The organism is Synechococcus sp. W55.2 (assembly GCF_047461635.1).
Taxonomy (GTDB): domain Bacteria; phylum Cyanobacteriota; class Cyanobacteriia; order Thermostichales; family Thermostichaceae; genus Thermostichus.
On record NZ_JANSHM010000043.1, the window covers coordinates 1 to 23,680 of the forward strand.

Annotated in this window: 23 protein-coding genes, 1 tRNA gene, 2 pseudogenes and 1 riboswitch; of the genes and pseudogenes, 16 read left to right on the forward strand and 10 right to left on the reverse strand. The window is 60.3% G+C overall.

All coding sequences use genetic code 11. From position 1 onward, the window contains the following. The coding region (locus NW828_RS09355) for a 3'-5' exonuclease (protein WP_414383433.1) at window positions 1–1,217 on the forward strand (1,217 nt) is incomplete at its 5' end. Between the two features lie 119 nt (window positions 1,218–1,336). After that, a complete protein-coding gene (gene nusB / locus NW828_RS09360; protein ID WP_414331399.1) occupies window positions 1,337–2,212 on the forward strand; it encodes a transcription antitermination factor NusB in 876 nt (291 codons plus the stop codon). A gap of 5 nt (window positions 2,213–2,217) precedes the next feature. On the opposite strand, the gene NW828_RS09365 is transcribed toward nusB, so the two are convergent. Then, on the reverse strand, window positions 2,218–2,661 hold the full coding sequence (locus tag NW828_RS09365; RefSeq protein WP_414383435.1) for a DUF29 domain-containing protein: 444 nt from the start codon (window positions 2,659–2,661) through the stop codon (window positions 2,218–2,220). Between the two features lie 143 nt (window positions 2,662–2,804). After that, window positions 2,805–2,876 (reverse strand) — tRNA-Gly (locus NW828_RS09370). Window positions 2,877–3,110: 234 nt separating this feature from the next. Between NW828_RS09370 and ssuE the strand changes: the two genes are divergently transcribed. The 6 genes from ssuE to NW828_RS09400 all read left to right on the forward strand — a co-directional run bounded on the left by ssuE (window position 3,111) and on the right by NW828_RS09400 (window position 7,882). Then, window positions 3,111–3,638, forward strand: coding sequence for an NADPH-dependent FMN reductase (gene ssuE, locus NW828_RS09375; protein ID WP_414331394.1), 528 nt, complete (start codon window positions 3,111–3,113; stop codon window positions 3,636–3,638). A gap of 232 nt (window positions 3,639–3,870) precedes the next feature. Beyond that, window positions 3,871–3,952, forward strand: a riboswitch (Glutamine riboswitch). Window positions 3,953–4,031: 79 nt separating this feature from the next. Beyond that, window positions 4,032–4,205 carry a DUF4278 domain-containing protein gene (locus NW828_RS09380; RefSeq protein ID WP_414374634.1) on the forward strand — a complete coding sequence of 58 codons (174 nt, stop codon included), beginning with the start codon at window positions 4,032–4,034 and terminating at the stop codon, window positions 4,203–4,205. Between the two features lie 289 nt (window positions 4,206–4,494). Then, window positions 4,495–4,734: a preprotein translocase subunit SecG gene (gene secG, locus NW828_RS09385; protein ID WP_011433676.1), complete on the forward strand. Its 240-nt coding sequence runs from the start codon at window positions 4,495–4,497 to the stop codon at window positions 4,732–4,734. A gap of 12 nt (window positions 4,735–4,746) precedes the next feature. Continuing rightward, complete coding sequence (locus tag NW828_RS09390) at window positions 4,747–5,400, forward strand: YqiA/YcfP family alpha/beta fold hydrolase (RefSeq protein ID WP_414343667.1); 654 nt, start codon at window positions 4,747–4,749, stop codon at window positions 5,398–5,400. Window positions 5,401–5,460: 60 nt separating this feature from the next. Then, window positions 5,461–6,201, forward strand: coding sequence for an HAD family hydrolase (locus tag NW828_RS09395; RefSeq protein ID WP_414383437.1), 741 nt, complete (start codon window positions 5,461–5,463; stop codon window positions 6,199–6,201). A 37-nt stretch (window positions 6,202–6,238) separates the two neighbouring features. Beyond that, window positions 6,239–7,882, forward strand: a complete 1,644-nt coding sequence (locus tag NW828_RS09400) for a gamma-glutamyltransferase family protein (RefSeq protein ID WP_414383439.1) — start codon at window positions 6,239–6,241, stop codon at window positions 7,880–7,882. Window positions 7,883–7,887: 5 nt separating this feature from the next. On the opposite strand, the gene fabG is transcribed toward NW828_RS09400, so the two are convergent. Next, window positions 7,888–8,649 carry a 3-oxoacyl-[acyl-carrier-protein] reductase gene (gene fabG, locus NW828_RS09405; protein ID WP_011433672.1) on the reverse strand — a complete coding sequence of 254 codons (762 nt, stop codon included), beginning with the start codon at window positions 8,647–8,649 and terminating at the stop codon, window positions 7,888–7,890. Window positions 8,650–8,970: 321 nt separating this feature from the next. Here fabG and NW828_RS09410 point away from each other — a divergent pair, with 321 nt between their 5' ends. Next, window positions 8,971–9,465 carry a DUF3531 family protein gene (locus tag NW828_RS09410; protein WP_414331319.1) on the forward strand — a complete coding sequence of 165 codons (495 nt, stop codon included), beginning with the start codon at window positions 8,971–8,973 and terminating at the stop codon, window positions 9,463–9,465. Between the two features lie 12 nt (window positions 9,466–9,477). Here the strand turns inward: NW828_RS09410 and NW828_RS09415 are convergent, their stop codons facing one another. Then, window positions 9,478–11,250, reverse strand: coding sequence for a sulfatase (locus NW828_RS09415; protein WP_414383441.1), 1,773 nt, complete (start codon window positions 11,248–11,250; stop codon window positions 9,478–9,480). An 83-nt stretch (window positions 11,251–11,333) separates the two neighbouring features. Then, window positions 11,334–12,284 carry an LPS export ABC transporter periplasmic protein LptC gene (gene lptC, locus NW828_RS09420; RefSeq protein ID WP_414383443.1) on the reverse strand — a complete coding sequence of 317 codons (951 nt, stop codon included), beginning with the start codon at window positions 12,282–12,284 and terminating at the stop codon, window positions 11,334–11,336. 170 nt (window positions 12,285–12,454) lie between these two features. Between lptC and NW828_RS09425 the strand changes: the two genes are divergently transcribed. The 3 genes from NW828_RS09425 to ppk1 are packed head-to-tail and all read left to right on the forward strand — an operon-like array spanning window position 12,455 to window position 16,516. Further along, window positions 12,455–13,324, forward strand: coding sequence for a branched-chain amino acid ABC transporter permease (locus tag NW828_RS09425; protein ID WP_414383445.1), 870 nt, complete (start codon window positions 12,455–12,457; stop codon window positions 13,322–13,324). Further along, complete coding sequence (locus tag NW828_RS09430; RefSeq protein ID WP_414383447.1) at window positions 13,324–14,283, forward strand: branched-chain amino acid ABC transporter permease; 960 nt, start codon at window positions 13,324–13,326, stop codon at window positions 14,281–14,283. The genes NW828_RS09425 and NW828_RS09430 overlap by 1 nt, the downstream gene beginning before the upstream one ends. Before the next feature lie 58 nt (window positions 14,284–14,341). Further along, a complete protein-coding gene (ppk1, locus tag NW828_RS09435; protein ID WP_414383459.1) occupies window positions 14,342–16,516 on the forward strand; it encodes a polyphosphate kinase 1 in 2,175 nt (724 codons plus the stop codon). Window positions 16,517–16,596: 80 nt separating this feature from the next. Here the strand turns inward: ppk1 and NW828_RS09440 are convergent, their stop codons facing one another. Continuing rightward, window positions 16,597–17,175: a DoxX family protein gene (locus NW828_RS09440; protein ID WP_414383449.1), complete on the reverse strand. Its 579-nt coding sequence runs from the start codon at window positions 17,173–17,175 to the stop codon at window positions 16,597–16,599. A 283-nt stretch (window positions 17,176–17,458) separates the two neighbouring features. On the opposite strand from NW828_RS09440, the gene NW828_RS09445 reads away from it, so the two are divergent. From NW828_RS09445 to NW828_RS09460, 4 genes are all read left to right on the forward strand, one after another. Then, window positions 17,459–18,007, forward strand: coding sequence for an ABC transporter ATP-binding protein (locus tag NW828_RS09445; protein ID WP_414383451.1), 549 nt, complete (start codon window positions 17,459–17,461; stop codon window positions 18,005–18,007). Next, complete coding sequence (locus tag NW828_RS09450; protein ID WP_414383453.1) at window positions 17,955–18,551, forward strand: ABC transporter ATP-binding protein; 597 nt, start codon at window positions 17,955–17,957, stop codon at window positions 18,549–18,551. The genes NW828_RS09445 and NW828_RS09450 overlap by 53 nt, the downstream gene beginning before the upstream one ends. Window positions 18,552–18,703: 152 nt before the next feature. After that, window positions 18,704–19,750, forward strand: a complete 1,047-nt coding sequence (locus NW828_RS09455; protein ID WP_414383455.1) for a GntR family transcriptional regulator — start codon at window positions 18,704–18,706, stop codon at window positions 19,748–19,750. A 114-nt stretch (window positions 19,751–19,864) separates the two neighbouring features. Then, entirely contained in the window at window positions 19,865–20,347 is a 483-nt protein-coding gene (locus NW828_RS09460) for a hypothetical protein (RefSeq protein WP_414383457.1), read from the forward strand. A 60-nt stretch (window positions 20,348–20,407) separates the two neighbouring features. Here the strand turns inward: NW828_RS09460 and ribB are convergent. The 4 genes and pseudogenes from ribB to NW828_RS09480 all read right to left on the reverse strand — a co-directional run. Continuing rightward, window positions 20,408–21,556 (reverse strand): annotated as a pseudogene (gene ribB, locus NW828_RS09465) (3,4-dihydroxy-2-butanone-4-phosphate synthase); the annotation flags it as partial. Window positions 21,557–22,029: 473 nt separating this feature from the next. Continuing rightward, a complete protein-coding gene (moeB, locus tag NW828_RS09470; RefSeq protein ID WP_011433659.1) occupies window positions 22,030–23,199 on the reverse strand; it encodes a molybdopterin-synthase adenylyltransferase MoeB in 1,170 nt (389 codons plus the stop codon). 2 nt (window positions 23,200–23,201) lie between these two features. Beyond that, window positions 23,202–23,483 (reverse strand): MoaD/ThiS family protein, encoded by a 282-nt coding sequence (locus NW828_RS09475; RefSeq protein ID WP_011433658.1) that lies wholly within the window; start codon window positions 23,481–23,483, stop codon window positions 23,202–23,204. Window positions 23,484–23,550: 67 nt separating this feature from the next. Beyond that, window positions 23,551–23,680, reverse strand: a pseudogene (locus NW828_RS09480) (RNA-guided endonuclease TnpB family protein); the annotation flags it as partial.

Genomic DNA, 23,680 nt, shown 5'->3' on the forward strand with positions numbered 1-23,680 from the left:
GGTCGTTGTTATTAAGCCCCCGGTTGGGGGCAAATCAGCCGCCCCCCACCCCGGCTTGGCGCCCCGCGCGGCCCCCCCCGCCAATTCAACGGCCCACCGCGGGGGGCCAAAACCCCCCGGCCAGCGAGGGTGGTGTGGACTTTCTGCGGGTCGTCGGATCCCCGGAGGAGGAGCTGCAACAGGTAGCGCGGCAGGCCATTGCAGCCGCCCAAGCTTTTCCCGGCCAAACGGTGGCCATTCTGGTCACCACTAACGAGCTGGGGGGCAAAGCCCTCAGCTATCTCCAGGAAATGGGAGCGGAGCGGGTGATCGATCTGTTGCGGGGCAGTCCCAGTCAGCGGCGGGTGTTGTTGCAGCTCAAGGGAATCATCGACTGGTTTGCCCAGCCCACTGCCCCCACTCGCTTGGCTGCTGCTGTGGATTGCTTGGCGGATTGGGCGGGGATCCCACGTGCTGAACTGGGGCCGATGTTGACCTGGATCCGCGCCTCTCTGCCGGAGCGGCTGCTATTTCCCAACTTTGGTGAGGCTCCCGCCCTGCCCGATGGCCCGCCTTGGCAGAACTTGGGCAGGCTGCTGCGCACCCTTGCCGGTTGGCTCCGGGCCGGGCGCTCCCCTTGGCCGGAGGTGCTGAATGTGATCGTTCAAAGCCTCTACCGCAAGCCGGAAGAGCTGTTTGTGGGTCGCTATGTAATCGATCAGCTGGAGCAGGTGCTGGGATCCCTGCCCGAGATCGATTGGCAGGAGATCGCCCAAGAATTTCAAGTGATTCTGGATCACCGCCTCAACAACTTGCCTTCGGAGATCTTCGCCTTCGACCCCGAGCCGGGCAGCATCACTGTCACGACTCTGCATCGGGCCAAGGGGCTGGAATGGGATCAGGTGTTCATCCCCCAGGTGTCGGCCTACGAGTTTCCCACCCAGTACGGGGAGCGAACCCTGGGGCTGAAGTTTTTGGATGAAGTGGATATGCAGGCAGAGGCCCTGGCTCAGTTGCGACAGCTCAGCCCCAAAGGCGGCTGGGAGCTGCAGGCCGACTCGGCCACCAAGCAAGCCTTTTTGGATTTGGCAGCAGAGCGATTGCGGCTGCTGTATGTGGGCATCACCCGCAGCAAACGACGGCTCACCCTCTCGGTATCCAGCCAATCTCGCTTTGGCACAGAGCAGAGTTCATCTTTGGTGTTTCGGGTGTTAAGTCGCAGTTTTAGGGCCGGTTGACCGGGTGAGTCTCTCGTTCTTCATGGATTGGCAACCTGCTAGCATGGCTAAGCCCGATAGCGCTTGCGCGCCGCCTTGCGGCAATGGGGCAGTCTTTCAGAAGCTATGGATATTCTGCAATGCAACCTCGGCGTATTGCCCGCGAACTGGCCCTGCTGGGGGTCAATCAACTGCCAGCCACGGCGGCCAAACTGAGCGAAAAACAACTGGAGGACTTGCTGCTGGCAGCCATCCGCGCCCTGAGTGAAGAGACCCATGAAACCCTCTCCACAGCGGCGGCGGAAATCCAGCGCAGCGACCGTTTGTTGCACGAGAGCGATCCTCTATTGTTGGCCGATTCGGATCCCAAGGAAGAGGGTGGATCCCGCTCCGTCACCCTCCGCCTTCAGCAGGCCCAACGACACCTGCAGCGCCTGGAAATCACTCTGAAGGAGGCGGACGTTCCTGACCCCAATGCCTTACGGGGGGAATTGCTGGAGCTAATCCAGCAGGTGCAAGTGGCCCTCGGCAACGCCGGCCAAGCCTTAGAACACCTGGAACAGCGGCTGCACAGCGTCCGCCACATCTTGGATGAGGTTGTCCAGTTGTCCCAAAGAGCAGTCAACCGGGTGGGCGTTGCCCTGTCCATGCCGGAACTGTTGTACATTGCCCAATCCCAAGAAGTGCGCGCCTACGCTTTGCAACTGTTAACTGCCCTGCGAACCCACAAGGAGGCGATTGATGCTCGTTTGCAAAAGGCTTTGGTGGGTTGGCAATTGCAGCGGGTTGGTCGGATCGAACGAGATATCCTGCGCCTGGCGGTGGTGGAGATGGAAATACTGGCCAGCAGCCCCGTGAAGGTTGCCATCAACGAAGCTGTAGAATTGGCCAAAAAATACGGGGATCCTGAGGCCGCCGCTTTCGTCAACGGAGTGCTGCGACGGGTAGTGGACAGCCAGATGGAGACCCACCGGGGTCGGGATCCCTCCCTCCCTGGTTCTGGCTCCGGGGGCTGAGCAGATCACTGGGGATCTTCCTTGCCAGGATAAAAGTCGGGATCCATCACCTGCTCAAATGTGTAGGGACACTGGGCAGGCAGATCTGCTTCAGACAATGGCGTTTCTCTCACCACCAACAGGATCCCGTCCTGGTGAGCCTCTTGCAGGGCTGCCGAAAGATCGGGCTTGAGGCTGGGACTGTCTTTGAGCAATCGCTGGATCTGGCGGCGTTGTTCAGTAATCGTTGCCCGGCAACTTTTGCCTCGCAGGTGGGGTTGCAATTGCCACTTCAGCAAATGCCCTACCAGGATCCCCAGCCGGTGCAGCAATTCCCGGCGTTCTTGCCTGCCCAAAGCCTCGATTTCCTCCACCAAGTTGGCGATATCCAGTTGATCCCACTGCCCCGATTTCAGCAGTGCGGCTTGCTTTTGCGTCCAGGCATAGAAGTCGTACTCGTAAAGTTGCATGCTTCATTGCCTAACTGGGCACTGGCCAAGGAGATCTTACTGACCCCGAACTACCCCTTTTTACCTTGAGCTCATTGATTTCCCGGACTAGGCCAAGTCCGGGAATGCTTGCGGAAAGCGGGTTTTGCCGGTTGGTTGGGGAAAGCGGGCGATGAGACTCGAACTCACGACATCCAGCTTGGGAAGCTAGCGTTCTACCACTGAACTACGCCCGCGTAAGTCAATCTCAAGTTTAGCAAGCTGAAACCCTTGCTGAATCTAACCTATCACGTTCCCGACCCCTTGAGTAGGTGGGGAGTTGGGGGGGCATATTTTGCCCGCAATTTGACCAGCAGGGAATGACGTCGAGAGACAAAGCTATCGTGCATGCTGGGGCAGGGCGAGAGTGGGTTAATCATCTTTCACATGGGATCCCTGGTACAACTGAGGCAGTATTCTGTCTGCGGCCTATGTCCAGCATCCTCCTGCTCTCCGGTAGTCCCAGCACTCCTTCTCGCTCAGAAGCCGTTTTACATCACGCTGCCGGGATCCTGTCCGATCTGGGATTGACCACTCAGTTTGTTTCGGTGCGGGATTTGCCCCCAGAGGATCTGGCACTGGCCAAGTTCGATAGCCCTCAACTCAAGGCAATTCAGCAAAAGGTGGCCCAAGCTACCGGGATCGTCATCTCTGCTCCCGTTTACAAAGCCTCCTATCCAGGTGTGTTGAAGGCACTGCTGGATTTGCTGGATCAAGACGCCTTTACCGGTAAAGTGATTCTCCCCATTGCCACCGGGGGAACCCTGGCCCATCTGCTGTCCATCGACTTTGCGATGAAACCTGTGCTGGCGGTGATGGGGGCAACCCACATCCTGAGAGGGGTTTATATCCTGAGTTCTCAAATTCAGTTGGACGCTGCCGGAACACTACAGCTAGAGGCCGACATCGAGGAACGTCTGCGAGCAGGGCTGCAGGCACTTGCGCAGGCGGTGAAATAGAAGAAATCAGAATTTTGCGGAGACTGGCCGAATACGGGATTGGTGCCCTGGGCCCGGAACCGGTTGCGGCAATCTATTCCGAAAAGTGCATAGGTGATTGCCCAGTCAGGCCCGAGAAGCCGCGGAAGAGCCGACGGCAAGGGATCCCTTTTGCGGGTATGGCCGGATTAAATTTCTATAAATCCCCCAAAAAACCTGCAAAACCGTAAGTTATGATACAGACATAGGATAAATCGTTCACCTCTGCAGTTGGCTCACCAGTGGCCTGGAGCTGTGCAGAGACGGAAGTAGGGGTCTTCCCGAAGGAACGCGCCTCAACTGAATCGCGCCACTCTTTCCGTGGCGTAGGGCCCAACGACAACAAACTCAACCCTTCGTTGATGGAGGCGATATATGAAACTCTCTTTCCGTGGCAACACCTTTGACTACGTTCCTGCGCATACTCAGCTCAGTGATGAGGAGTTGCAGGCTCAGTATCGCGGTCAAACCTTCTGGGCGCATCACACCAGCAAGAAAGCGATGCCTCACCCTCATCAGCCCCTGACCTACCGGGGCGTAAGCTACTGAGGTGAATACTGTTTGCCCTTGTAGATGAGGTGGGGATCCTCTGGAAATCTCCATAAGGGCTGGATAAAGACTGGGCGGCCCCGTTTGGGGTCGTTTTTTGAGGCAAAGCAACACCCCCAGAAGGAGCAGCACCCGTTCCACCTGAGAAGCAAGTAGATGGGTCTGGGCCTGCCGAGTTGAGTTTGAACGAGTTGAGTTTGAAATGGGAGCGATGCCGAGACAGGGTGCGCTAAGATGCGGTTCCAAGCGATAATGGCCTTAGCAACTTGCCCTACAGGGATCCGCTGCGATGGAAGCGTTTTTCGAGTTTCTCTGGTCGGCTTCGGCCATCTTGCTGGTGATCTTGGTGCTGCTGCACAGCCCTAAGGGGGATGGGTTGGCGGGCATTGGCGGGCAGGCCCAGCTGTTCTCCAGCTCCAAGAGTGCTGAGCAAAACCTCAACCGCATCACCTGGACGGTAGCGACCCTTTTCCTCTCCATCAGCGTGGTGTTGGGGGCGGGCTGGCTCTCGGCAGCCACAGGGCCATAGGGATCCCTTTCCGTGTTGGCGATTTACCTGCATGGATTCGGCTCTGGGCCGCAGTCGGCCAAGGCAACTTTCTTTCGGCAGCGGCTGCAGCAGGTGGGGATCCCTGTTCAGGTGCCTGATCTGAACCAGGACAATTTTGCCCAGCTCACCTTGACCCGCCAGATCCAGCAGGTTTCCAGCCAGCTTGCCGAGATGAACTACCCCCCTGTCACCCTCATCGGCTCTAGCTTGGGGGGCCTGGTGGCTGCTTGGGTTGCCGAACGACAACCTTGCGTGCAGCGCTTGGTGCTCTTGGCGCCGGCTTTTGGCTTTTTAGGCCATTGGCTGCCGCGGCTGGGGGCAGAGGCGGTGGAGACTTGGCAGCGAACCGGACAACTCATGGTGTTTCACTACGGAGAAGGCCGCCCTCTCCCTTTGGAGTACGGCTTTGTCGCCGATGCCCAGCGCTACCCGGATGGGGGGTTACGACGGCCTGTGCCCACCCTAATTGTGCACGGGATCCAAGACGACACCATCCCCATTCAAGCCAGTCGAGACTATGTGGCCCGTCGCCCCTGGGCCCAACTGGTGGCGGTGGAGAGTGACCACGCCCTGACGGATGTGTTGGATCCCATCTGGCAGATCACCAGCCGCTTCTGCGGGTGGGGGATGGAGACGGGGCAGTAGGGTTGTTAAGAGGATCCCTGTCCCGTGCTTGCCCATTCGCGAAAGCGTCGCGTAGCGATAATGTCTATGCAATCCAAAGTGCTGTGCCTACAACAGGGGAAGGCTGACGTGACTGCCGGCTTGCTCTTCGATATGGACGGGGTGATTGTGGATTCGGAACCAATCCATGCCCGCGCCGGGGCCATTGCCCTGCAACGCTGCCACCTATCCCTGGATTTGGCCCCCATCTCCCTGCAGTTCAAGGGGCGCACCGACCGCGACATGTTCGAGTACCTTGTCCAACACCAGACGGACACCCCACCTGCAGAACGGCCCCTGCTGGTGCAGCGCTTGATCGAGGAAAAGGCCAAGGCTTTTGGCGAGCTGCTGGCAGAGGTACCCCTGGTGCCGGGGGTGCTGGAGTTTTTGGCGGCCAGCCGCCAGCGCTTTTCTGCCCTGGCCGTCACCACTTCGGCCATCCGCCGGGATCAAGCGCAGATTTTCCAGCGCTTCGACCTGCACCGCTGGTTTGACGCGGTGATTACCGCCGAAGACATTCAGCGGGCCAAGCCCGACCCAGAGCCTTACCTGAAAACGGCTGCCGCTGTGGGGTTGGATCCGGCGTTGTGTTGGGTGATTGAAGATTCTACCCATGGGATCCGCGCCGCTAAGGGGGCTGGCTGTTTTGCGGTGGGCCTCACCACGGCTTTCACCGCCGAGGAACTGCGCCACGCCGGGGCAGATGTGGTGGTGGACAGCTTTGCGGAGTTGGCCGCACTCCTGTTCGCGAGAGCGTCGCGTAGCGATAACCTGCCTGTGTAGGGAGCCCAGCCCATTCGCGAGAGCGTCGCGTAGCGATATGCCAGCACCCACTTTTTTGCGGCAGGCCCTGGATCGCTATCCGTTTGCTTCGCGGCGACGGGTGGTGATGGGCAGACAGGGATCCGTGGCCACCAGCCAACCTTTGGCGGCAATGGCGGGCATGGAGATGTTCTGGGCGGGCGGCAATGCTGTGGATGCAGCCGTGGCAATGGCGGTGGCTTTGACGGTGGTGGAGCCAACCTCCAATGGCATTGGCGGCGATGCCTTTGCTCTGGTGTGGGAGGGGGGTGAGGAGGGTCAGCTGTACTGGTTGAATGCTTCCGGTCGCAGCCCAGCCGCCCTGACGCCGGAGCGGTACCGGGACCATGGGCGGATCCCCCCCTACGATTGGTTAGCGGTGACGGTGCCGGGGGCAGTTTCCGCTTGGCAGACCTTGCACCGGCGCTGGGGAAAGCTGCCGTTCGAGCGTCTGTTTGTGCCTGCCCTTCGTCTGGCGCAAGAGGGATTTCCGGTCTCTCCCCGGGTGGCCCAACTGTGGCAGGCGGCGGAGTCCATCTATTTGCCCCTGCCAGATCCCCGCCACGAGGCCTTCAAGGCCGTTTTCTTTCCCCAAGGGCGTGCCCCACGGGCTGGGGAGCGCTGGAGCAGCCCCCTGCATGCCCAAACCCTGAAGGCCATTGCCCACAGCGGGGGTGAGAGTTTTTACCGGGGGGAGCTGGCGGAGAAGTTGCTGGCTTTCTCGGAAGCCAGCGGCGGCTTTCTTTCCCCCGCTGACTTGGCCCAGCACCAGGCCGATTGGGTGGAACCCATCCATACGGATTACCGGGGCTACACCGTCTGGGAGATCCCCCCCAACGGGCAGGGCATTGCCGCTCTGATGGCGCTCAACCTTTTGGAGGGTTTTGAGCTGGGTCGGATCTCCTACGATGCCGGCGAGCGCTATCACCTGCAGATTGAGGCAATGAAGCTGGCCTTTGCCGATGTGAGCCGACAGGTGGCGGATCCGGAGTATGTGCGGGTCAGTCCTGCCCAGATGCTGGATAAGGCTTATGCACAGCGGCGGCGGCAGTTGATCGGGAGGGAGGCGATCCCCCTGGCCCAGCCAGGGCTGCCGGAGGGGGGAACGGTTTACCTGGCTGCAGCTGATGGTGAGTTGATGGTGTCTTTGATTCAGTCGAATTTCGATGGCTTCGGCAGTGGTCTGCTGGTTCCGGGCACGGGCATTGCTCTCCACAACCGCGGCACGGGTTTCACCCTGGAGCCCGGCCATCCCAACCAGGTGGGCCCCCGCAAGCGCCCCTACCACACGATCATCCCCGCTTTTCTATCCAGAGAAGGGATCCCCCTCGGCCCTTTTGGTGTCATGGGGGGGGCAATGCAGCCCCAAGGCCATGTGCAGGTGGTGGTGAATTTGGTGGATTACGGCCTGAACCCCCAGGCGGCTCTGGATGCGCCCCGCTGGCGAGTGCTGTGGGATCAGGGGATCCCGCAGGTGGCGCTGGAGAGCACGGTGCCGCCCCAGGTGGTGCGCGAACTCTCCGCCCGCGGCCATGCAGTGCAGGTGGTGGACGCAGAAGAGGATTGCGGTCTTTTTGGCCGGGGACAGATCCTCTTGCGGGATGGGGATCACTTCATTGCGGCTTCCGAACCCCGTGCCGATGGCCTAGCCCTGGCGTGGTAGAGTGCCTAGCTCATCACCATGCCACCATCGATGGCAAAAACCTGTCCCGTGATGTAGGCCGCCGCCGGATCTGCCGCCAAAAAACGCACCAGCCCCGCCACTTCTGCCGGGGATCCCAGTCGCCCCAGGGGGATCTGCGCCAAAATCGGGCCAGGATCCAGTTTTTCGGTCATTTGGGTGGTGATGAACCCCGGTGCCACGGCGTTGACGGTGATGTTGCGGCTGGCCAGCTCGCGAGCTGCTGTCTTGGTGAGGCCCACCACCCCTGCTTTGGCGGCGCTGTAGTTGGCCTGGCCGGCATTGCCCACCAAGCCCACCACCGAGGTGATGTTGATGATGCGCCCCTGGCGCTGCTTCACCATGATCTTGGCGGCTGCCTTCAGGCAGAGAAAGACCCCCGTCAGGTTGAGATCCAGCACCGCCTGCCAATCTTCTGGCTTCATGCGCAGCAGCAGGGTGTCGCGGGCCATGCCGGCATTGTTCACCAGCACATCCACCCGACCCCACCGCTCCATCACCTGGGCAAACAGGCTCTCCACCGCCTCTGGGCAAGACACATCGGCGGCCACAGGGATCCCTTCTCCCCCCAGGGCCGCGATCTCCTCCACCAGGGACTCGGCTTCGGCAGCGGAGCGGGCGTAGTTGATCGCCACTTTTGCTCCAATGGCCCCCAGGTGCAGGGCAATCGCCCGGCCAATGCCCCGGCTGGCTCCGGTGACCACAGCCACCCGGTCTTGGAGGGAAGGCAAAGGGAGAAGCTCAGACATAAGCGGCAGGTTCCTCGTGATTCGGACAGCGTGATTAGGACAGCCGCAACAGTATAGGATGCTTTGGGGCCGTCTGGCTGCCACGGACTTCCCGGCAACCGCCTGCGCCATGTCCGTCCTAACCGCCGATGGCCTCGGCAGGAGGGATCCCGTGGTTCCAAGCGGCCACCCTGACGGCAAGATTTGTTGCTGGAGGGATTCGCATGGCACAAAAGTGCAGGAGCTTTGGGCGTTGCACCAATGGGTGAGCAGAGCCAGATTAAGATCAGAAGCTGGGCCCCATCGCGTCAGCGGGCCGTAGGCCTTGCAGAGGAACTGTCCATGCAAGTGGAGTTTCGCGAGTGCGATCCGGGAAATCTGTGGATCTGGTTTGAGTTTGCCGAGCCGCCGGTCGAAGCTGAGCTGGAGTACCTCAACGAGGTGCTGGAGTCGTGGTACGTGTTGGGCAAGCTGGGCGGATTTAACGCCGAGCGTCTGGTGGCCCAAGAGGCCGAGGTGGATCTGAGCTATCTGGAGTATCCCAACGAATCGGAGCCCTTGCCTTCCCTAATGCACAACATGGGATCCCTGGAAGAGAAGGACAACTGGGCCCGCTGCTGGTTTGATCTGGGCACCGCCGATGCGATGGCGCTGGATGTGTTGATCAACGCCCTGCGCACCCTCAGCCTGGAATACATCGGCCTCAGCCGCGTGATTATCGGCGGGCAAAATGAGGATTGGCCAACGGCGGATCCGGAGGAGATGGATGACATGGATGACTACGATCTAAACGGCTATGTGCGGGATCACAGGGAGGAGGAAGGAGGGCTGGAATAGCGGGATCCCTGCCTACTCCAAGTAGCCCAGCTCTTGCATCTGCCGCACCAAGTCGGCATCGCTTTCCACATTCACCTTGCGAGGAGCCGTGCTAGGCCGCCGGGACTCTGCCCAGCTCACCCAGGCTCTCAGCCCCTGCTGTAGGCGAGCCAGCCAAGCCTGGGGGGAAAGGGATCCCCAGCCGGCTTCCCCCGCCGACCGGTTGCGATAGCGCTGCGGGTCCACATCAGGCAGAGAGGAGACAGGATCCCCGTTGCCGACCCAAAGCAGATCCCGCAGCTCCGCCGGATCCTGCTCCAAGTTGTAGAGGCTGGGACGATCCCCCGTTTGGATGAGCTTGGTCATCCCCTCATAGAAGGCACGGCGGATGTCGTAACAGGCACGCGCCCGCAGCAGGCTGTCGTTACGGCTTTCCATAGCCCGAATGAGGAGGTGGGGCGGGAAGGCTTCGCTGAGCACTGTTCCCTGCTCGGGATCTTCCCCTGCCAAGGTGCGGGCCAAGCTGAGGCGGGCGACCTCGCGGCGGAGCTTGAGGCTGACACAGGGGGCACCGTTGGGGGAAAGGTTGGGGCTAAAGCCGGCAGCTTCCAGGAGGGTATGGAAGAGGCGGCGGGTGGAAACGGGGGTGGCAATGCGTTTTCCTGCCGGGAAGTGGCCGGGATAGCGCAGGATGAGGGGCACGCGGATCAGCTCTTCGTAGACCACAAAGGCGTGGCCGACGAAGTCGTGTTCTCCCAGGCCTTCGCCGTGATCGGCGACGATGGCCACCAGCGTGTTCTGCTCCAGGCCGGTGTGGCGCAGGGTGTCGAAGACGGATCCCAGTAGGTGATCTTGGTAGGCCACCTCAGCATCGTAGATATCCCGCAGCACCTGCGCTTGCAGTGGAGAAAGGGGCTGCGGCAGGGGCGCCATCCAGCGGTAGGGCTGGGCGTTGTATTGGCGCAAAAAGTCGCGGGCCTCGCGGTTGCTTTTGAAATAGGGGGCGTATTTCTGCACAAAGGGCTCCGGCGGCCAGTAGGGCAGATGGGGCTCCATCAGGTTGACAAAGCAAAAGAAGGGCCGTGCTCTAGGATCCGACCGGCGGCGGGCCATCTGCTGCAGGTAGCGGTTGAGGTCGGCAATCGAGGCGGCGGTGTTGCCTTTGAAGTTGAGCAGGCGGGTCCAGAGGGAGGCAAACCAGGGGTGCAGCGCCAGTTGGAAGAGGGTGTCGGAGCGGGCAAAGGCGTTTTGCACCGGGTAGGAGAGCCGACGCCAAAATTGGGTGTAGGCGGCCAGCCAGCGGTTTAGGGGGGCAGGCAAGGGGTTGCCCTCGGGGGGGCGGGTGGGCAGAGCGCCACCGTAGTTGTAAAAGGTTTCAAAGCCGCGCCGCAAGCCGTTTTTCAGGATCCCCACCAGAGGGTTGTTGCAAAAGCCCACAGTGGTATAGCCGCTCAGCTGCAACAGCTCTGCCAGGGTGGGCAGGGCGGGGCTCAGCTCCAGATCTGCTTGGACAGTCTGGTGGGTGCTGGGATATTCCCCCGTAAAGAGGGAAGCGTGGGAGGGGATGGTCCATTGGGCAGGGGCGATGGCCCGCTCGAAGAGGGTGGATTCGGCAGCCAGCCGATCCAGGTTGGGGCTGGTGGGCAGTTGGCGGGCACGCTCCGCTTCCGACCAGTAGCAGGAGAGACGATCTGCCCGCTGGGTATCCAGCACGATCAGCAGGATGTTGGGGCGTTCTGCAGCAGCGCCAGCCCTGGCGGGGGAATGTCCTGTTTGCGCCACTCGGACGGAGTCCTCAAAGCTCACCACAACTCACCCGATACTTTTCCTTAAAGGTATCCCTATCCTGCCATGCTCTCGGCCAGCTTTCTGCTTCCCCCCAGCCCCCCTTAGGGCAAAGTGAGCTGGGTTTGGCTGTTGCCCTGGATCCGAGCGGTGTTGGCCTGCCAATCCAGGATCCCTTGGTTGCCCCTAACGGTCAGAGCCTGGCCGGGCTGGCGGTAGCGCACGTTGCCCTGGGCCTGCAGCTGGGTGGAGCCGATGCGCCAGCGGATCTCCTGGGCCTGCAGCTCTTGACCGGTTTGCTCGGCTTTGGCTTGCCCGTTGCCCAATATGCGCAACTCGGTTAGAGGCAGGGGAGCCCGCAACTGATCGCCCCTGAGGCGCAAAGCTTGTAAGGGAGCGTAAACCTCTACAGACCCTACTGCCTGCACTTCCCCGACGCCAAATTGCCACAGAAAACGGCTGGCGGCCAGCTCCAGATCCGGATCCCGGTACTCTGCCCGCACCGGCTGAGTGGGATCCAGGTTCTCCAACTGCATCTGGGCTTGGCCAAAATCAACGAGCAGCCGATCCCCCCACAGGGATCCCTGCCCATCCAACAGCTCCACTTTCACCTGGCCCTCGGCTTGGAGGCGGCGCTGTTCCGGCAGCCATTCCACCCGCTGGGCCTCCAGACGCAGATTATCCCGCTCCGATTCCACCTCGACTTGACCCCTCAATTCCAGACGTCGTTCGCCGGGGTAGGCAGAGCCTTGCTCGGCGCGGGTGCGGATGGCGCGGTTGTCTTCGTCGAAAAATTCTCCCTCAACGGCCTGCAAATAGGCGGATCCCAACTGCACAGGAGTGGCGCTGCCTTCGGAGGGGGGCTCGTATTCGGCCAGGCGAGCCTGTAAGCGCCAAAGAATGCCGCCGTCGGGCCTGGCTTGGGTGAGGGTGATGTCTTCGTAGATCAACTGGGGGGTGGAGATGGGCTCGGAAGGCGCATCGGGATCCCACTCCGGCCCGCCACAGCCCGCGCTCAGCAGGGCCAAAACGGCCAGGAAACGGAGGACAGACAAAGACCTGGACTGCATGGATCTTCTTCCTTGTGGGCGCTCTCCCCTACCCTAGCTTTCTTAGGACTCCGTCCCGCTGGCGCGATCAGCCGTATCCTTCCGCTGCGCTGAGCCGGATCCCGCTCTCGGCAAACCCGTGGCATTATCAGGGCAAAGTGTTTTTGGGGGCAAGCGTGACCCAACTGTTGCAACTTTTCATTTACGGCCTCGTCTTGGGCAGCATCTATGCTCTGGGGGCAATTGGGGTATCCCTCACGTTTGGCATTTTGCGCTTTGCCAACTTTGCCCACGGGGATCTGATGACCCTGGGGGCCTACTTCGGCCTGACATTTGTTGGGTTGGGTTGGCCAATTGGGGTCAGCCTGCTCCCGGCAGCTTTGGCCACGGTACTTTGTGCAGTTGGGATCGACCAACTCATTTATCGCCGCCTGCGCCGGGAGGCACCAGTGATCTTGCTCATTTCTTCTTTTGGCACCGCCCTGATTCTGCGCAGCCTGGTGCAGATCATCTGGGGGCCCAACAATCAGGTGTACCGCAGCGGGATCCAGTTGCCGTGGCGGCTTGGAGAGCTGCGCATCAAGCCCGATTGGGCAGTGATCCTGGTGGGAACAGCCCTGTTGGTGGTGGCCCTGCATCTTTTCTTACAACGCACGCGGGTGGGCAAAGCGATGCGGGCCATGGCCGACAATTTTGAGCTGGCCAAGGTTACCGGCATTGATACGGAGCGAATCGTTCTCTGGACTTGGGCCATCGGCGCAGCTTTGGCCTGTGCAGCAGGTGTGTTCCTGGGTATGGATACCCGGCTGCACCCCACCATGGGCTGGCGGCTATTGTTGCCCATTTTTGCAGCGGCCATTCTCGGCGGCATCGGTCGCCCTTACGGGGCCATTGCCGGAGGAGTGGTGATCGGCCTGGCGGAAGAATTCTCGACCTTGGTGATCAACCCTGCCTATAAAACCGGGGTGGCCTTCGCCATTTTGGTACTGCTGCTGATCTTCCGACCCACGGGATTGCTGGGATCCCCGGGTGGGGGGGATGTCTGATGTTGAGCTACGGCATTTTCTTTTTGATTTTGGTGGGGATCTACGGCGTGCTGGTGCTGGGCCTCAATATCCAGTGGGGCTACGCCGGCATGTTCAACATCGGGGTGGGGGCTTTTTTTGCCATGGGAGCCTATGCCAGCGCCATTGTCACCACACCCCCAAGTGCCGAACATCTGGGCGGCTTCAATCTGCCCTTTTGGGTGGGTTTTGCCGTGGCTGTGGCCGTCGCCGGAGCGATTGCCTTTTTGATCGGCTTGATTACCCTGAAGCTGCGTTCCGACTACCTGGCCATCGCCACCATCGGCATTGCCGAGATCATCAGCCAAATCCTGAGGAATGAGGGCTGGCTGACCAATGGCGTACGGGGAATTACCCGCATTCCGCGACCCTTTCGCGGCTGGATCCCAGGTCAGGATACCCTTCTCTACTTGGGCTTGGTGCTGTTGATCTTGGCGGCGGTCTACTGGGCCACGGAGCGGGCCTATCGCTCCCCCTGGGGGCGGGTGCTGCGGGCCATTCGCGAGGATGAACCGGCAACCCTGGCTGCCGGCAAAGATGTGCTCCAGTTTCGCCTGCAAGCGTTTGTGCTGGGATCCATGCTCATGGGGTTGGCGGGGGCCCTCTACGCCCATTTTGTCAATTTCATCAGCCCAGAAGCCTTTCAACCGGAGTTTGCCACCTTTATCGTTTGGGTAATGCTGATCGCGGGGGGCAGTGGCAACAATCGCGGCGCCTTGCTGGGAGCGCTGGTAATTTGGGGGGTGTGGTCGGGCAGCGAGTGGCTCACCAACCGTTTGCCGCCCCAGTGGGCCACCCGGGCTGGCCCTTTGCGCATTTTGTTGATCGGGATCCTGCTCCAGGTCATTCTTCTGACGCGCTCTCAAGGATTGTTGCCTGAACGTCCGCCCAAGCCCGTCTTGGGCACTTCTCCTTCGCCCAAGCAGAACCCCGCAGGATAGGATTGGGTCGGCTCCAGCTGTTGTTGACGTGTTTGAGATAACCCAGCCCTCTGTCGTCATGACTCCGCGTCCCAAGGAAACTGACCCTTCCTGGCCACCCTGCAACCCCGACACGACGGGCTGCCCCCCTGATGCCGGACAACCAGGGATCCGGACTACACCCATCCAAGAGGGCTATGCTCTGCCGGAGCAGTATTTCAACCGGGAGCTGAGCTGGATTGAATTCAATGCCCGGGTTTTGCACGAGGCCCTGGATGAGCGCACACCTCTGCTGGAGCGGCTGAAGTTTCTGGCCATCTTTGAGAGCAACCTGGACGAATTTTTCATGGTGCGGGTGGCGGTGATCCGTCGTCAGTTGGAAACGGGCGTGTTGGTGCTAACCCCGGATGGCCTTACACCGCAGCAGCAGTTGCAGCAGATCTCGAGCCACCTGCGCCCCCTGATTCGAAAATTGCACACTTGCTTCCGGCAGGAACTGGTGCCCAAGCTGGCGGAACAGGGCATTCACATCCGCGATTTTTCCGAGCTGGCCGAGTCGGAACGACAGGAGCTGCGGGACTACTTTGAGAGGCGTTTGTTTCCAGTGCTCACCCCCTTGGCGGTGGATCCAGGCCATCCTTTTCCCTACATCTCCAACCTCAGCCTCAGCTTGGCGGTGGTGGTGCGGGATCCAGAGACTGGCAAGGAACACTTTGCCCGCGTGAAGGTGCCCAATACCTTGCCCCGCTTTGTGCCGCTGCGGGATGGGGTGAGCTTTGTGCCGCTGGATCAGGTGATTGCCCACCATCTGGAAGCGCTGTTTGTCGGCATGCAGGTGCTGGAGTACTACCCCTTCCGCATCACCCGGGATGCCGATCTGGAAATCCAAGAGGACGAGGCCGACGATCTGCTGGCTGCCATTCAAGAAGAGCTGCGCAAGCGCCGCTTCGGCTCAGTGGTGCGCATGGAGATTGCCAGCCAAACTCCGGCAGCCATCCGACAACGGCTCAGCGAAGAGATGCGCCTCAACAGTGACTCGGTGTACGAAGTGGATGGCCTCTTGAGCATGGGGGGGGTGATGGCGTTTCTCAGCCTGAATCGGCCCGATTTGAAGGATCCCCCTTGGGGGCCGGTCACCCCGCCCCGCCTGCGCACTGCCTCGGTCAGCGATGAGCCGGTGGATATCTTTGCCGTCATCCGGGAAGGGGATCTGTTGGTGCATCACCCCTACGATTCTTTTGCCGCCAGCGTGGAACGGTTTTTGGAGGAGGCCGCCAACGATCCGCAGGTGCTCACCATTAAGCAAACCCTCTACCGCACCTCCGGCGACTCGACGGTGGTGAAATCCCTCATTCAGGCTGCCGAAAACGGCAAGCAGGTGGCCGCTCTGGTGGAGCTCAAAGCCCGTTTCGACGAAGAAAACAACATCCTCTGGGCCAAAAAGCTGGAGAAAGCCGGGGTCCACGTGGCCTACGGCCTGCCGGGGCTGAAAATCCACTGCAAACTGGCTTTGGTGGTGCGGGAAGAGGAGGGATCCCTGCGCCGCTACGTCCACATCGGTACCGGCAACTACAACCCCAAAACCGCCCGTATCTATACCGACCTAGGGCTGTTCACTTGCGATGAGACCCTCTGCAACGACGTTACGGAGTTGTTTAACCTGCTGACGGGCTACTCGCGGCAACGGCAATTCCGCAAGCTCTTGGTGGCCCCCAGAACCCTACGCCAAGGCATGGAAGCCCTGATCCGCAGAGAGATCCGCCATGCCCAAGCGGGGGGCCAGGGGCGTATCATCGTCAAGATCAACTCTCTCACCGACCCGGAAATGATCCGGCTGCTCTACGAGGCCAGCCAAGCCGGGGTGGAGATCGACCTCATTGTGCGCGGCATGTGCTGCCTCAAGCCCGGGATCCCAGGCCTGAGCGATCGCATCCGCGTCATCAGCATCATTGGCCGCTTTCTCGAACACTCGCGCATCTTTTACTTCTATAACAACGGCCAGGAAGAATACTTCATTGGCAGCGCCGACTACATGACCCGCAACCTGGATCGACGGGTTGAGGTGGTTACCCCTGTGGAGGATCCCGCGTTGCAGCGGGAGCTCAAGGCGATCTTGGACATCTGCCTGACGGACAACCGGCAGGCCTGGGAATTGCGCCCTGATGGCACCTACGTGCAGCGGCAACCCAAGCCAGGAGAGCCTGTGCGCTCCACCCACCAACGCCTGATGGAGCGGGCCGCCAGCCGCATTTAGCAGGATGACTCTCACTGCTAACCTCTCTCTCAGAGGGAGAGAGGAGCAGCCTCGCCGCTATCGGGAATGGCCACCAAAGCTCAGGATCCGGTGGTCTTGGCGGCCTCGGCCTCTTCCTCGCCCAGCGCAATTACCCGTTCCGTGGCCTGCAACGAAGACTGCAAGCTCTCCAACTTTTCCCGGCTGGCGCGGTTCAGCCACGACTCGATTGCATTCACCAAGAGCTGATCCACAGAGAACCAGCCCCCCCCATTCACCGCAAAGGCCAAGAAGATCGCTGCGTAGATGGCGGATAGCTCCAAGTAGGGAACGCTGAAGCCGGCCACCTTAATGTGATGGAACATGGCCACTGCCATCGTGGCGAACAAACCCAACGCTGCCCCGCGGGTCAACAAACCCAGCGCCACCATGGGGGCTGCAATCAGCTCGGTATAGGCGGCTACATAAGCAAAAAAGATCGGGAAGGGCAACCCGATCACTTCTACATAAGCCGTCGCAAATCCTTCGATATCTGCCAGTTTGTCAAGGCCGTTGTGAATCATGAATAGCCCTGCCACCACCCGCAAAACGGTCCACGCCACCTGAGACCAGCGCGGGGCCACGCTGTCGTGACGCAAAGCCGAGGCAAGCAGCACGGGAAACTGCTGAGTGAGTGCCATAGGATAAAACCTGCAATGCAAAGATGAGCAAAGATTCTAACTTATTGTAACGATTCTAAATTTCTGTAACAAGGGTGGGACTCAGATCCCCAGTGGTCAAGGGATCCCATCCAGAAACAAGGTCTCCGGCCCGCTTTCGCGACCGGTCGGGTGGGTTTCCGGCGAGCTTTCACCCTCGCACACCACCTCTGCTCTTGGCCTGGAACCTTTCCTGCCTTGCTGAGACCTGTCAACCTCTGTAAATGGATCCCTCATAATGGGTTCATTTGCTGCCTGTGTCGATATGGTTGCCGAATCTGTCCTCGCCTCTGATGTCAGCTCCGCCAAATCCCAAGCCGGGAGAGAGGAGGGATCCCCGCCTGCCATTCGTTTGCGGAGGGTCAGCCGCAACTTTTCCGGGATCCAAGCGGTGGACGGGGTGGATTTGGAGGTGCAGCAGGGGGAGTTTTTTACGTTGTTGGGGCCGTCGGGTTCGGGCAAAACCACCTGTTTGCGGATGATCGCGGGCTTTGAGCGTCCGGATGAGGGGCAGATCGAATTGAACGGCCAGAATGTTTTGGGTCTGCCGCCCTACCGACGGCCTGTGAACACGGTGTTTCAGGACTATGCTCTCTTCCCCCGCATGACGGTGGCGGAGAACGTTGGCTACAGCTTGATGATCCGCGGCATACCGCCGAAGGAGCGCCAAAAGCGAGTGCAAGAGGCGCTGGAGCTGGTACAACTGCCCGATCTGAGATCCCGTAAACCCAGCCAACTTTCAGGGGGGGCAACGGCAACGGGTGGCCTTGGCGCGGGCTTTGGTTGGCCGACCGCAGGTGCTCTTGCTGGATGAACCTTTGGGGGCGCTGGATTTGAAGTTGCGCCAACAGATGCAGTTTGAACTCAAGGCCCTACAACACCGCCTTGGTCTCACCTTTTTGTACGTCACCCACGACCAAGAAGAGGCCCTGACCATGAGCGATCGTATTGCCGTGTTCAATCGCGGGCGCATCGAACAGGTGGGATCCCCGGCAGAGCTCTACGAGCGACCTGCCACCCGGTTTGTAGCCGGTTTTATCGGCCAAACCAACTTGATCGAGGGATCCCTGGCGGAACGATGCGTGGGAGAAGCGGCCCTGTTTGCTTTGCGCCCGGAGCACATTCGGATTGACTTATCTGAAGAAGGGATCCCCGATGGCCACTGCCGCTTGCGGGGACGGATTTGCGACACTGCTTATCTAGGGGCTTTCATTCGCTATCAGGTATGGGTGTCGGGCTGTGAGGTGAAACTTTTGGCTGTGCAACCCAACCCCGGCCTGAATTTGCAGCAGTTGCCGGAAGGGACGGAGGTGACTTTAAGTTGGGATCCCAGCCGGATGCACCGCATCCCCGAATAGGGCTCTCAATCCCGATCTCCTCTGGAGCTTGTCTATCCGGCGTCGGCGCTATCTTGCAGGCAGTTGACACTCCCGCCGACTGAAGTCGAGGGATTCTTACGTAGCCCAGAAACGGGCTCGCAACGGCGTTGTCAAAGGGAGAAAAACGGGCCATGATGCGCATTTCCATCCAGCCGGAGAGTGGGATCCCTGGCTCCGTGCAGCTCTTTAATTTGCTCTGCTTCGCCATTGCCTGTGGGCAGTTTCCTCCCGGCTGCCGCCTGCCCAGCACCCGTCAATTGGCTATGCAAACAGGCCTGCACCGCAATACCATCCACAAGGTTTACCACCAACTCGAGGCTATGGGCCTGGTGGAAACCCGCGCTGGATCTGGCATTTACGTGAGCCGCTCCGCCCGCCAGGTGGTTAACTACTCTCGCGGCCTGGGGGAAAACCTGGATCGATCCCGACAGGTCCTGGAGCAGGTGCGCCAGGGCATCGACCAGCTGCTGCAGCAGGGGTTTTCTTTGGAGCAGGTGCGGGATCTGCTGCTAGCGGAGATCGATTGGCGATTGCGCTGCAGTGCCCAAGTGCTGGTGTGTGTGCCCAACCGGGATTTGGGTACAGGACAACTGATGGCCCAGCAAATCCAGCAGACTTTGGGCATCCGGGTCCAGTTGGTGCCCCTGGAGGAGCTGGCCACCGTTCTGGATCAGATCCATTCCGGCACTGTGGTGACGCTGCACTATTTTCTCAGCGCCGTCGAGGCCATTGCCCAGCCGCGAGGGGCCCGTGTTCTGACGGTGGAGGTGTCTGACTACGCCCGTGAAATTGCCCTGATCCGCCAGTTGCCTTCCCACGCCTGTCTGGGGCTGGTGAGCATCAGCACTGCCCTGCTGGAGGTTGCCGAGGTGATCGTCCACAGTTTGCGGGGAGACCTGCTGGTGCTGACGGCAGTGATTTTCGATGCTGAACGGGTGGGAGCTGTGATCCGCCGCGCCCATACCCTCATCTGCGATGAGGCCAGCTACCCTACCCTGCGCGCCTTGGTGCGCCAAGCCCGAGCCGACTTGATCCGTACACCCAACTTGGTCTGTGCCGCCCCTCACATCGGAGAAGCGGCTATGGCCGAGCTGAGACGGGAATTGGGTGGGATCCCTGGAGCCGGAGGGGATAGAGAGGCGGGCGGCAGCGGTTTGCAGAGTAAAGAAACGCATTAAGCCTTGTTGCAGGTGAGCCATTTTGCGGATGACAGGCTGCCCAAGATCGTGCTTAAGTGAAAATACGGTAAAAGCTCTCTCATTTTGATTCATCGCTGATCAGTCTTTACACGCATGGTGATCCTCGACTACGCCTCCGCCAATCACGACTATGTGGCGGTTACACGGGAAGGTTTCTGGGAGGCCATCCGCTTCCAAGACCATTTTTACGTCTTCAACCGGGGCTTTTCTCAGCTGCAAGAGGCCATCGCCAGTTGCCGCTACGACATGGATCACGGATCCCTGATCAGCCTGGTGGTGGTGCGCCCTCAGGGCTATGAAGTGTGGTCGCAGGTGGGATCCGACATTCCCGTCTTGCCGAAGCAACTCTTGAGCCCCACAGCCAGGGACTCCGTCTCGCCGGCGCGCCAGTGCTCCGCACCCCTGTCACCAGCGCGGAAGCGTCGCATGGCAATGACGGCTCCATCGGGGCCCGAACGTCCTTTCTGGTCTTTCTGGGGCTGGGGATCCAAGGCTTATGTGGTGGATGGCGAGCCGGCTGCACCCCAGTCTTTGTTCCACCATAGCCCTCGGCCCTACAACGCGCTACAGGCTTGAGCCGGAATCGGTTGCGCCAGCGTCGTGCAGCAACAGTTTCAGGGAACAGGACGGCTCCACATGCAAATTGAGATCCGGCTCTTCCACCAGCAGGGGCACGCGCTCGGCCACTTCCAGGCCAAATCCTTTCAAGCCGCTGATGTGGCGAGAGGTGTTGCTGATCAGGCGCATTTTGCGCACCCCTACATCCCGTAGGATCTGGGCGCCGATGCCGTAATCGCGCAAGTCCATCGCCACCGGTGGCGCGGTTTCAGAAAGTCCCAGATCTTGCCGGGCGTAGGACTTGATTTGCTCGATGAGACTCAGCTCCTGCTCTTGCCGGCGCAGGTACACCAGCACCCCCTTGCCCTGGTGGCCGATCATCTTCAGGGCCGCTGTCAATTGGCGGCGACAATCGCAGCGCAGGGATCCCAGCGCATCCCCTAGGGGACACTCCACATGGACGCGCACCAGGACGGGCTCAGCGGCAAATTGGGTCGGATCCCCTTTCACCAGGGCCAGGTGCTCGACTTGGTTGAGGCTATCGCGGTAGCCGTAAACCCGAAACTGGCCAAACTCCGTCGGCAGGGTGGCGGCAGCCTCTCGGTGAACCAGTTGTTCGGTGCGCAAGCGGTACTCGATGAGGTGGGCGATGGTGATGATCTTCAAATCGTGCTGACGGGCATATTCGATCAACTGGGGCAGGCGGGCCATGGAGCCATCCGGGTTTTGGATCTCGCAAATCACCCCTGCCGGATACAGCCCGGCCAACATCGCCAGATCCACCGCTGCTTCCGTATGGCCAGCCCGTTTGAGTACTCCGCCCTCCCGTGCTCGCAGCGGAAAGACATGCCCAGGCCGGCGCAGATCTTCCGGTCGCGTGTGCGGGTGAATGGCCGCCTGAATGGTGCGAGAGCGATCGGCAGCGGAAATGCCGGTGGAAACTCCAGCCTCTGGCCCAGCATCAATGCTGACGGTGAAGGCAGTTTGGTTGCTGTCGGTGTTCTGCCCCACCATCAGCGGGATCTTCAGCTCATCGAGGCGGGATCCCTGCATGGCCAGGCAGATAAGGCCCCGCCCGTAGGTGGCCATGAAGTTGATAGCTTGGGGCGTGGCAAACTGGGCAGCACAGACCAGATCCCCTTCGTTTTCTCGGTTTTCGTCATCGACCACGATGACCATGCGACCACACTTGAGGTCTTCGAGGGCTTCGGGGATGGAGTGGAAGATCGTTTCTGTCTCGGCCTGCGGGATGGCACTCATGGAAAAAGGGAGAATCTGGCGCAACCGGCCCTGCGCACCGGATCTACCGGATCTATGGTGACATACTCCCGCACTCATGCTACGCGAAGCAATCCGTGCCGCTAAAGCGAGAGGGTGCGGGCTTCAAGGACTCCGTCCCGCTGACGCGAACAGTGACTCCAGTTAAGGACATTTCCTGAGCTTAAGGACTCCGTCCCGCTGGCGCGAAAAGGACGGGATGCCCCACCGCTCTGTACTTGATGTTTATAGCGGCAGTGCATAAAACCCTGCCACCTTGATTACAGCACCAATGAGGACAAAACACCATGCTCCCGCCTCTCCTCCCGACCCTCACCCCGGCTAGTCACTAGCTACTAACCACTATCCACTAATAGAGGGCGGGGCTTCCCGGCGGTCTAGCTAAAGCAAACTGGGCAACAGCTAGGGATCCTGAGACAGGGTCAGTACTTGGGAATCGAGGGATCGTAAGCCTCTGCCCAGGCGAGGATCCCCCCGCGCAGGTTTTTTCCTTGGATCCCAGCAGCTTGTAGGATCTTCAGGGCTTTGGCCGAGCGTGCCCCACTCTTGCAGTGGACGATCAGCTCTGAGCCGTTAAGGAGGCGACGCACCTGCTCCACCCCGTCGCCGTTTTCAATTTGGGGCAGGGGGATCAGGTGAGCACCAGGGATCCGGCCTATCTCCCACTCATTTGGGTTGCGCACATCGACCAACACAAAGTCTTGGTGAGCATCCATCCGCGCTTTCAGCTCGGCCACAGTGATCTCGGGGATCTCTGTCTGGCCAGCTTGTTCTGTGGCTTGGGCTGGCGGGATCCCGCAGAACTGCTCATAGTCGATAAGCTGGGTGATGGGAGGAGTGGCGGGGTTTTTGCGCAACTTCAGCTCCCGGAAGCTCATGTTCAGGGCATCGTAAAGCAGCAGCCGCCCACTTAGGGTTGTGCCCACGCCCAGCAGGATCTTCACGGTTTCGGTAGCTTGAATAACACCGATGATGCCGGGGAGGATCCCCAACACTCCCCCTTCGGCGCAGGAGGGCACCAGTCCTGGTGGGGGCGGCTCGGGGTAGAGATCCCGGTAGTTGGGCCCATCTTCGTAGTTGAAGACCGTCGCTTGTCCCTCGAAGCGGAAGATCGAGCCGTAGACATTGGGCTTGCCCGTCAACACACAGGCATCGTTCACCAGGTAACGGGTGGGGAAGTTATCGGTGCCATCCACAATCACGTCATAGTTGGCAAACAGCTCCAGTGCGTTGTGGGCCTTCAGGGCGGTGTTGTAAACATCCACTTGACAGTGGGGGTTGATCTCCAGGATGCGGTTCTTGGCCGATTCCACCTTCGGCTTGCCCACCCAGGAGGTGCCGTGGATCACCTGCCGCTGCAGGTTGGACACATCCACCACATCAAAATCGACAATGCCGATCCGCCCCACGCCGGCTGCCGCCAAGTACAGCAACAGGGGCGAGCCAAGGCCGCCTGTGCCGATGCACAGCACTTTGCCCGCTTTCAGCCGCTTCTGTCCTTCTAGGCCCACCTCGGGCAGGATCAAATGCCGAGAAAACCGCTCCATCTCTTCGCGGGAGAGGCTGACTTGGCTGGTATCCAGGTTCAACATGCTCACAACCCTCCGGCAATAGCAGGAACGATGCTGATAACGGCTTGCTCTCCCACGGGGGTGTTGTTGCCTTGGGGCAATGTGCGCACATCCTCGTCGTTGAGGTAGACATTGACGAAATTGCGCAGCTTCCCATCCTCGGTGTAGAGGTGGCGCTTCAGCTCGCCATAGCGGGCGATGAGGTTGCCCATCACTTCGCCAACATTGCTGCCCTCGATCTCGACAGCTTCCAGGTTGTCGGTGTAGGGGCGCAGGGGAGAGGGGATCAGAACTTTGGTTGCCATGGGAGTTCGGGGAGAGATCTTAGGTGTCTACTGGAGACTTTTGAGGATCCAGAGGATCTGGGGTAAACTACCCGACTCCGACCGCTAAAGCGGTACGGAGCGGGCTTTCAGTAGCCCTGGGCCTGCTCTGCTCTACCAGAGAACAAAACAAGCCCGGACCTCTAGGCTGGTTTACGACAGCCCCCAAAAGCGTAATC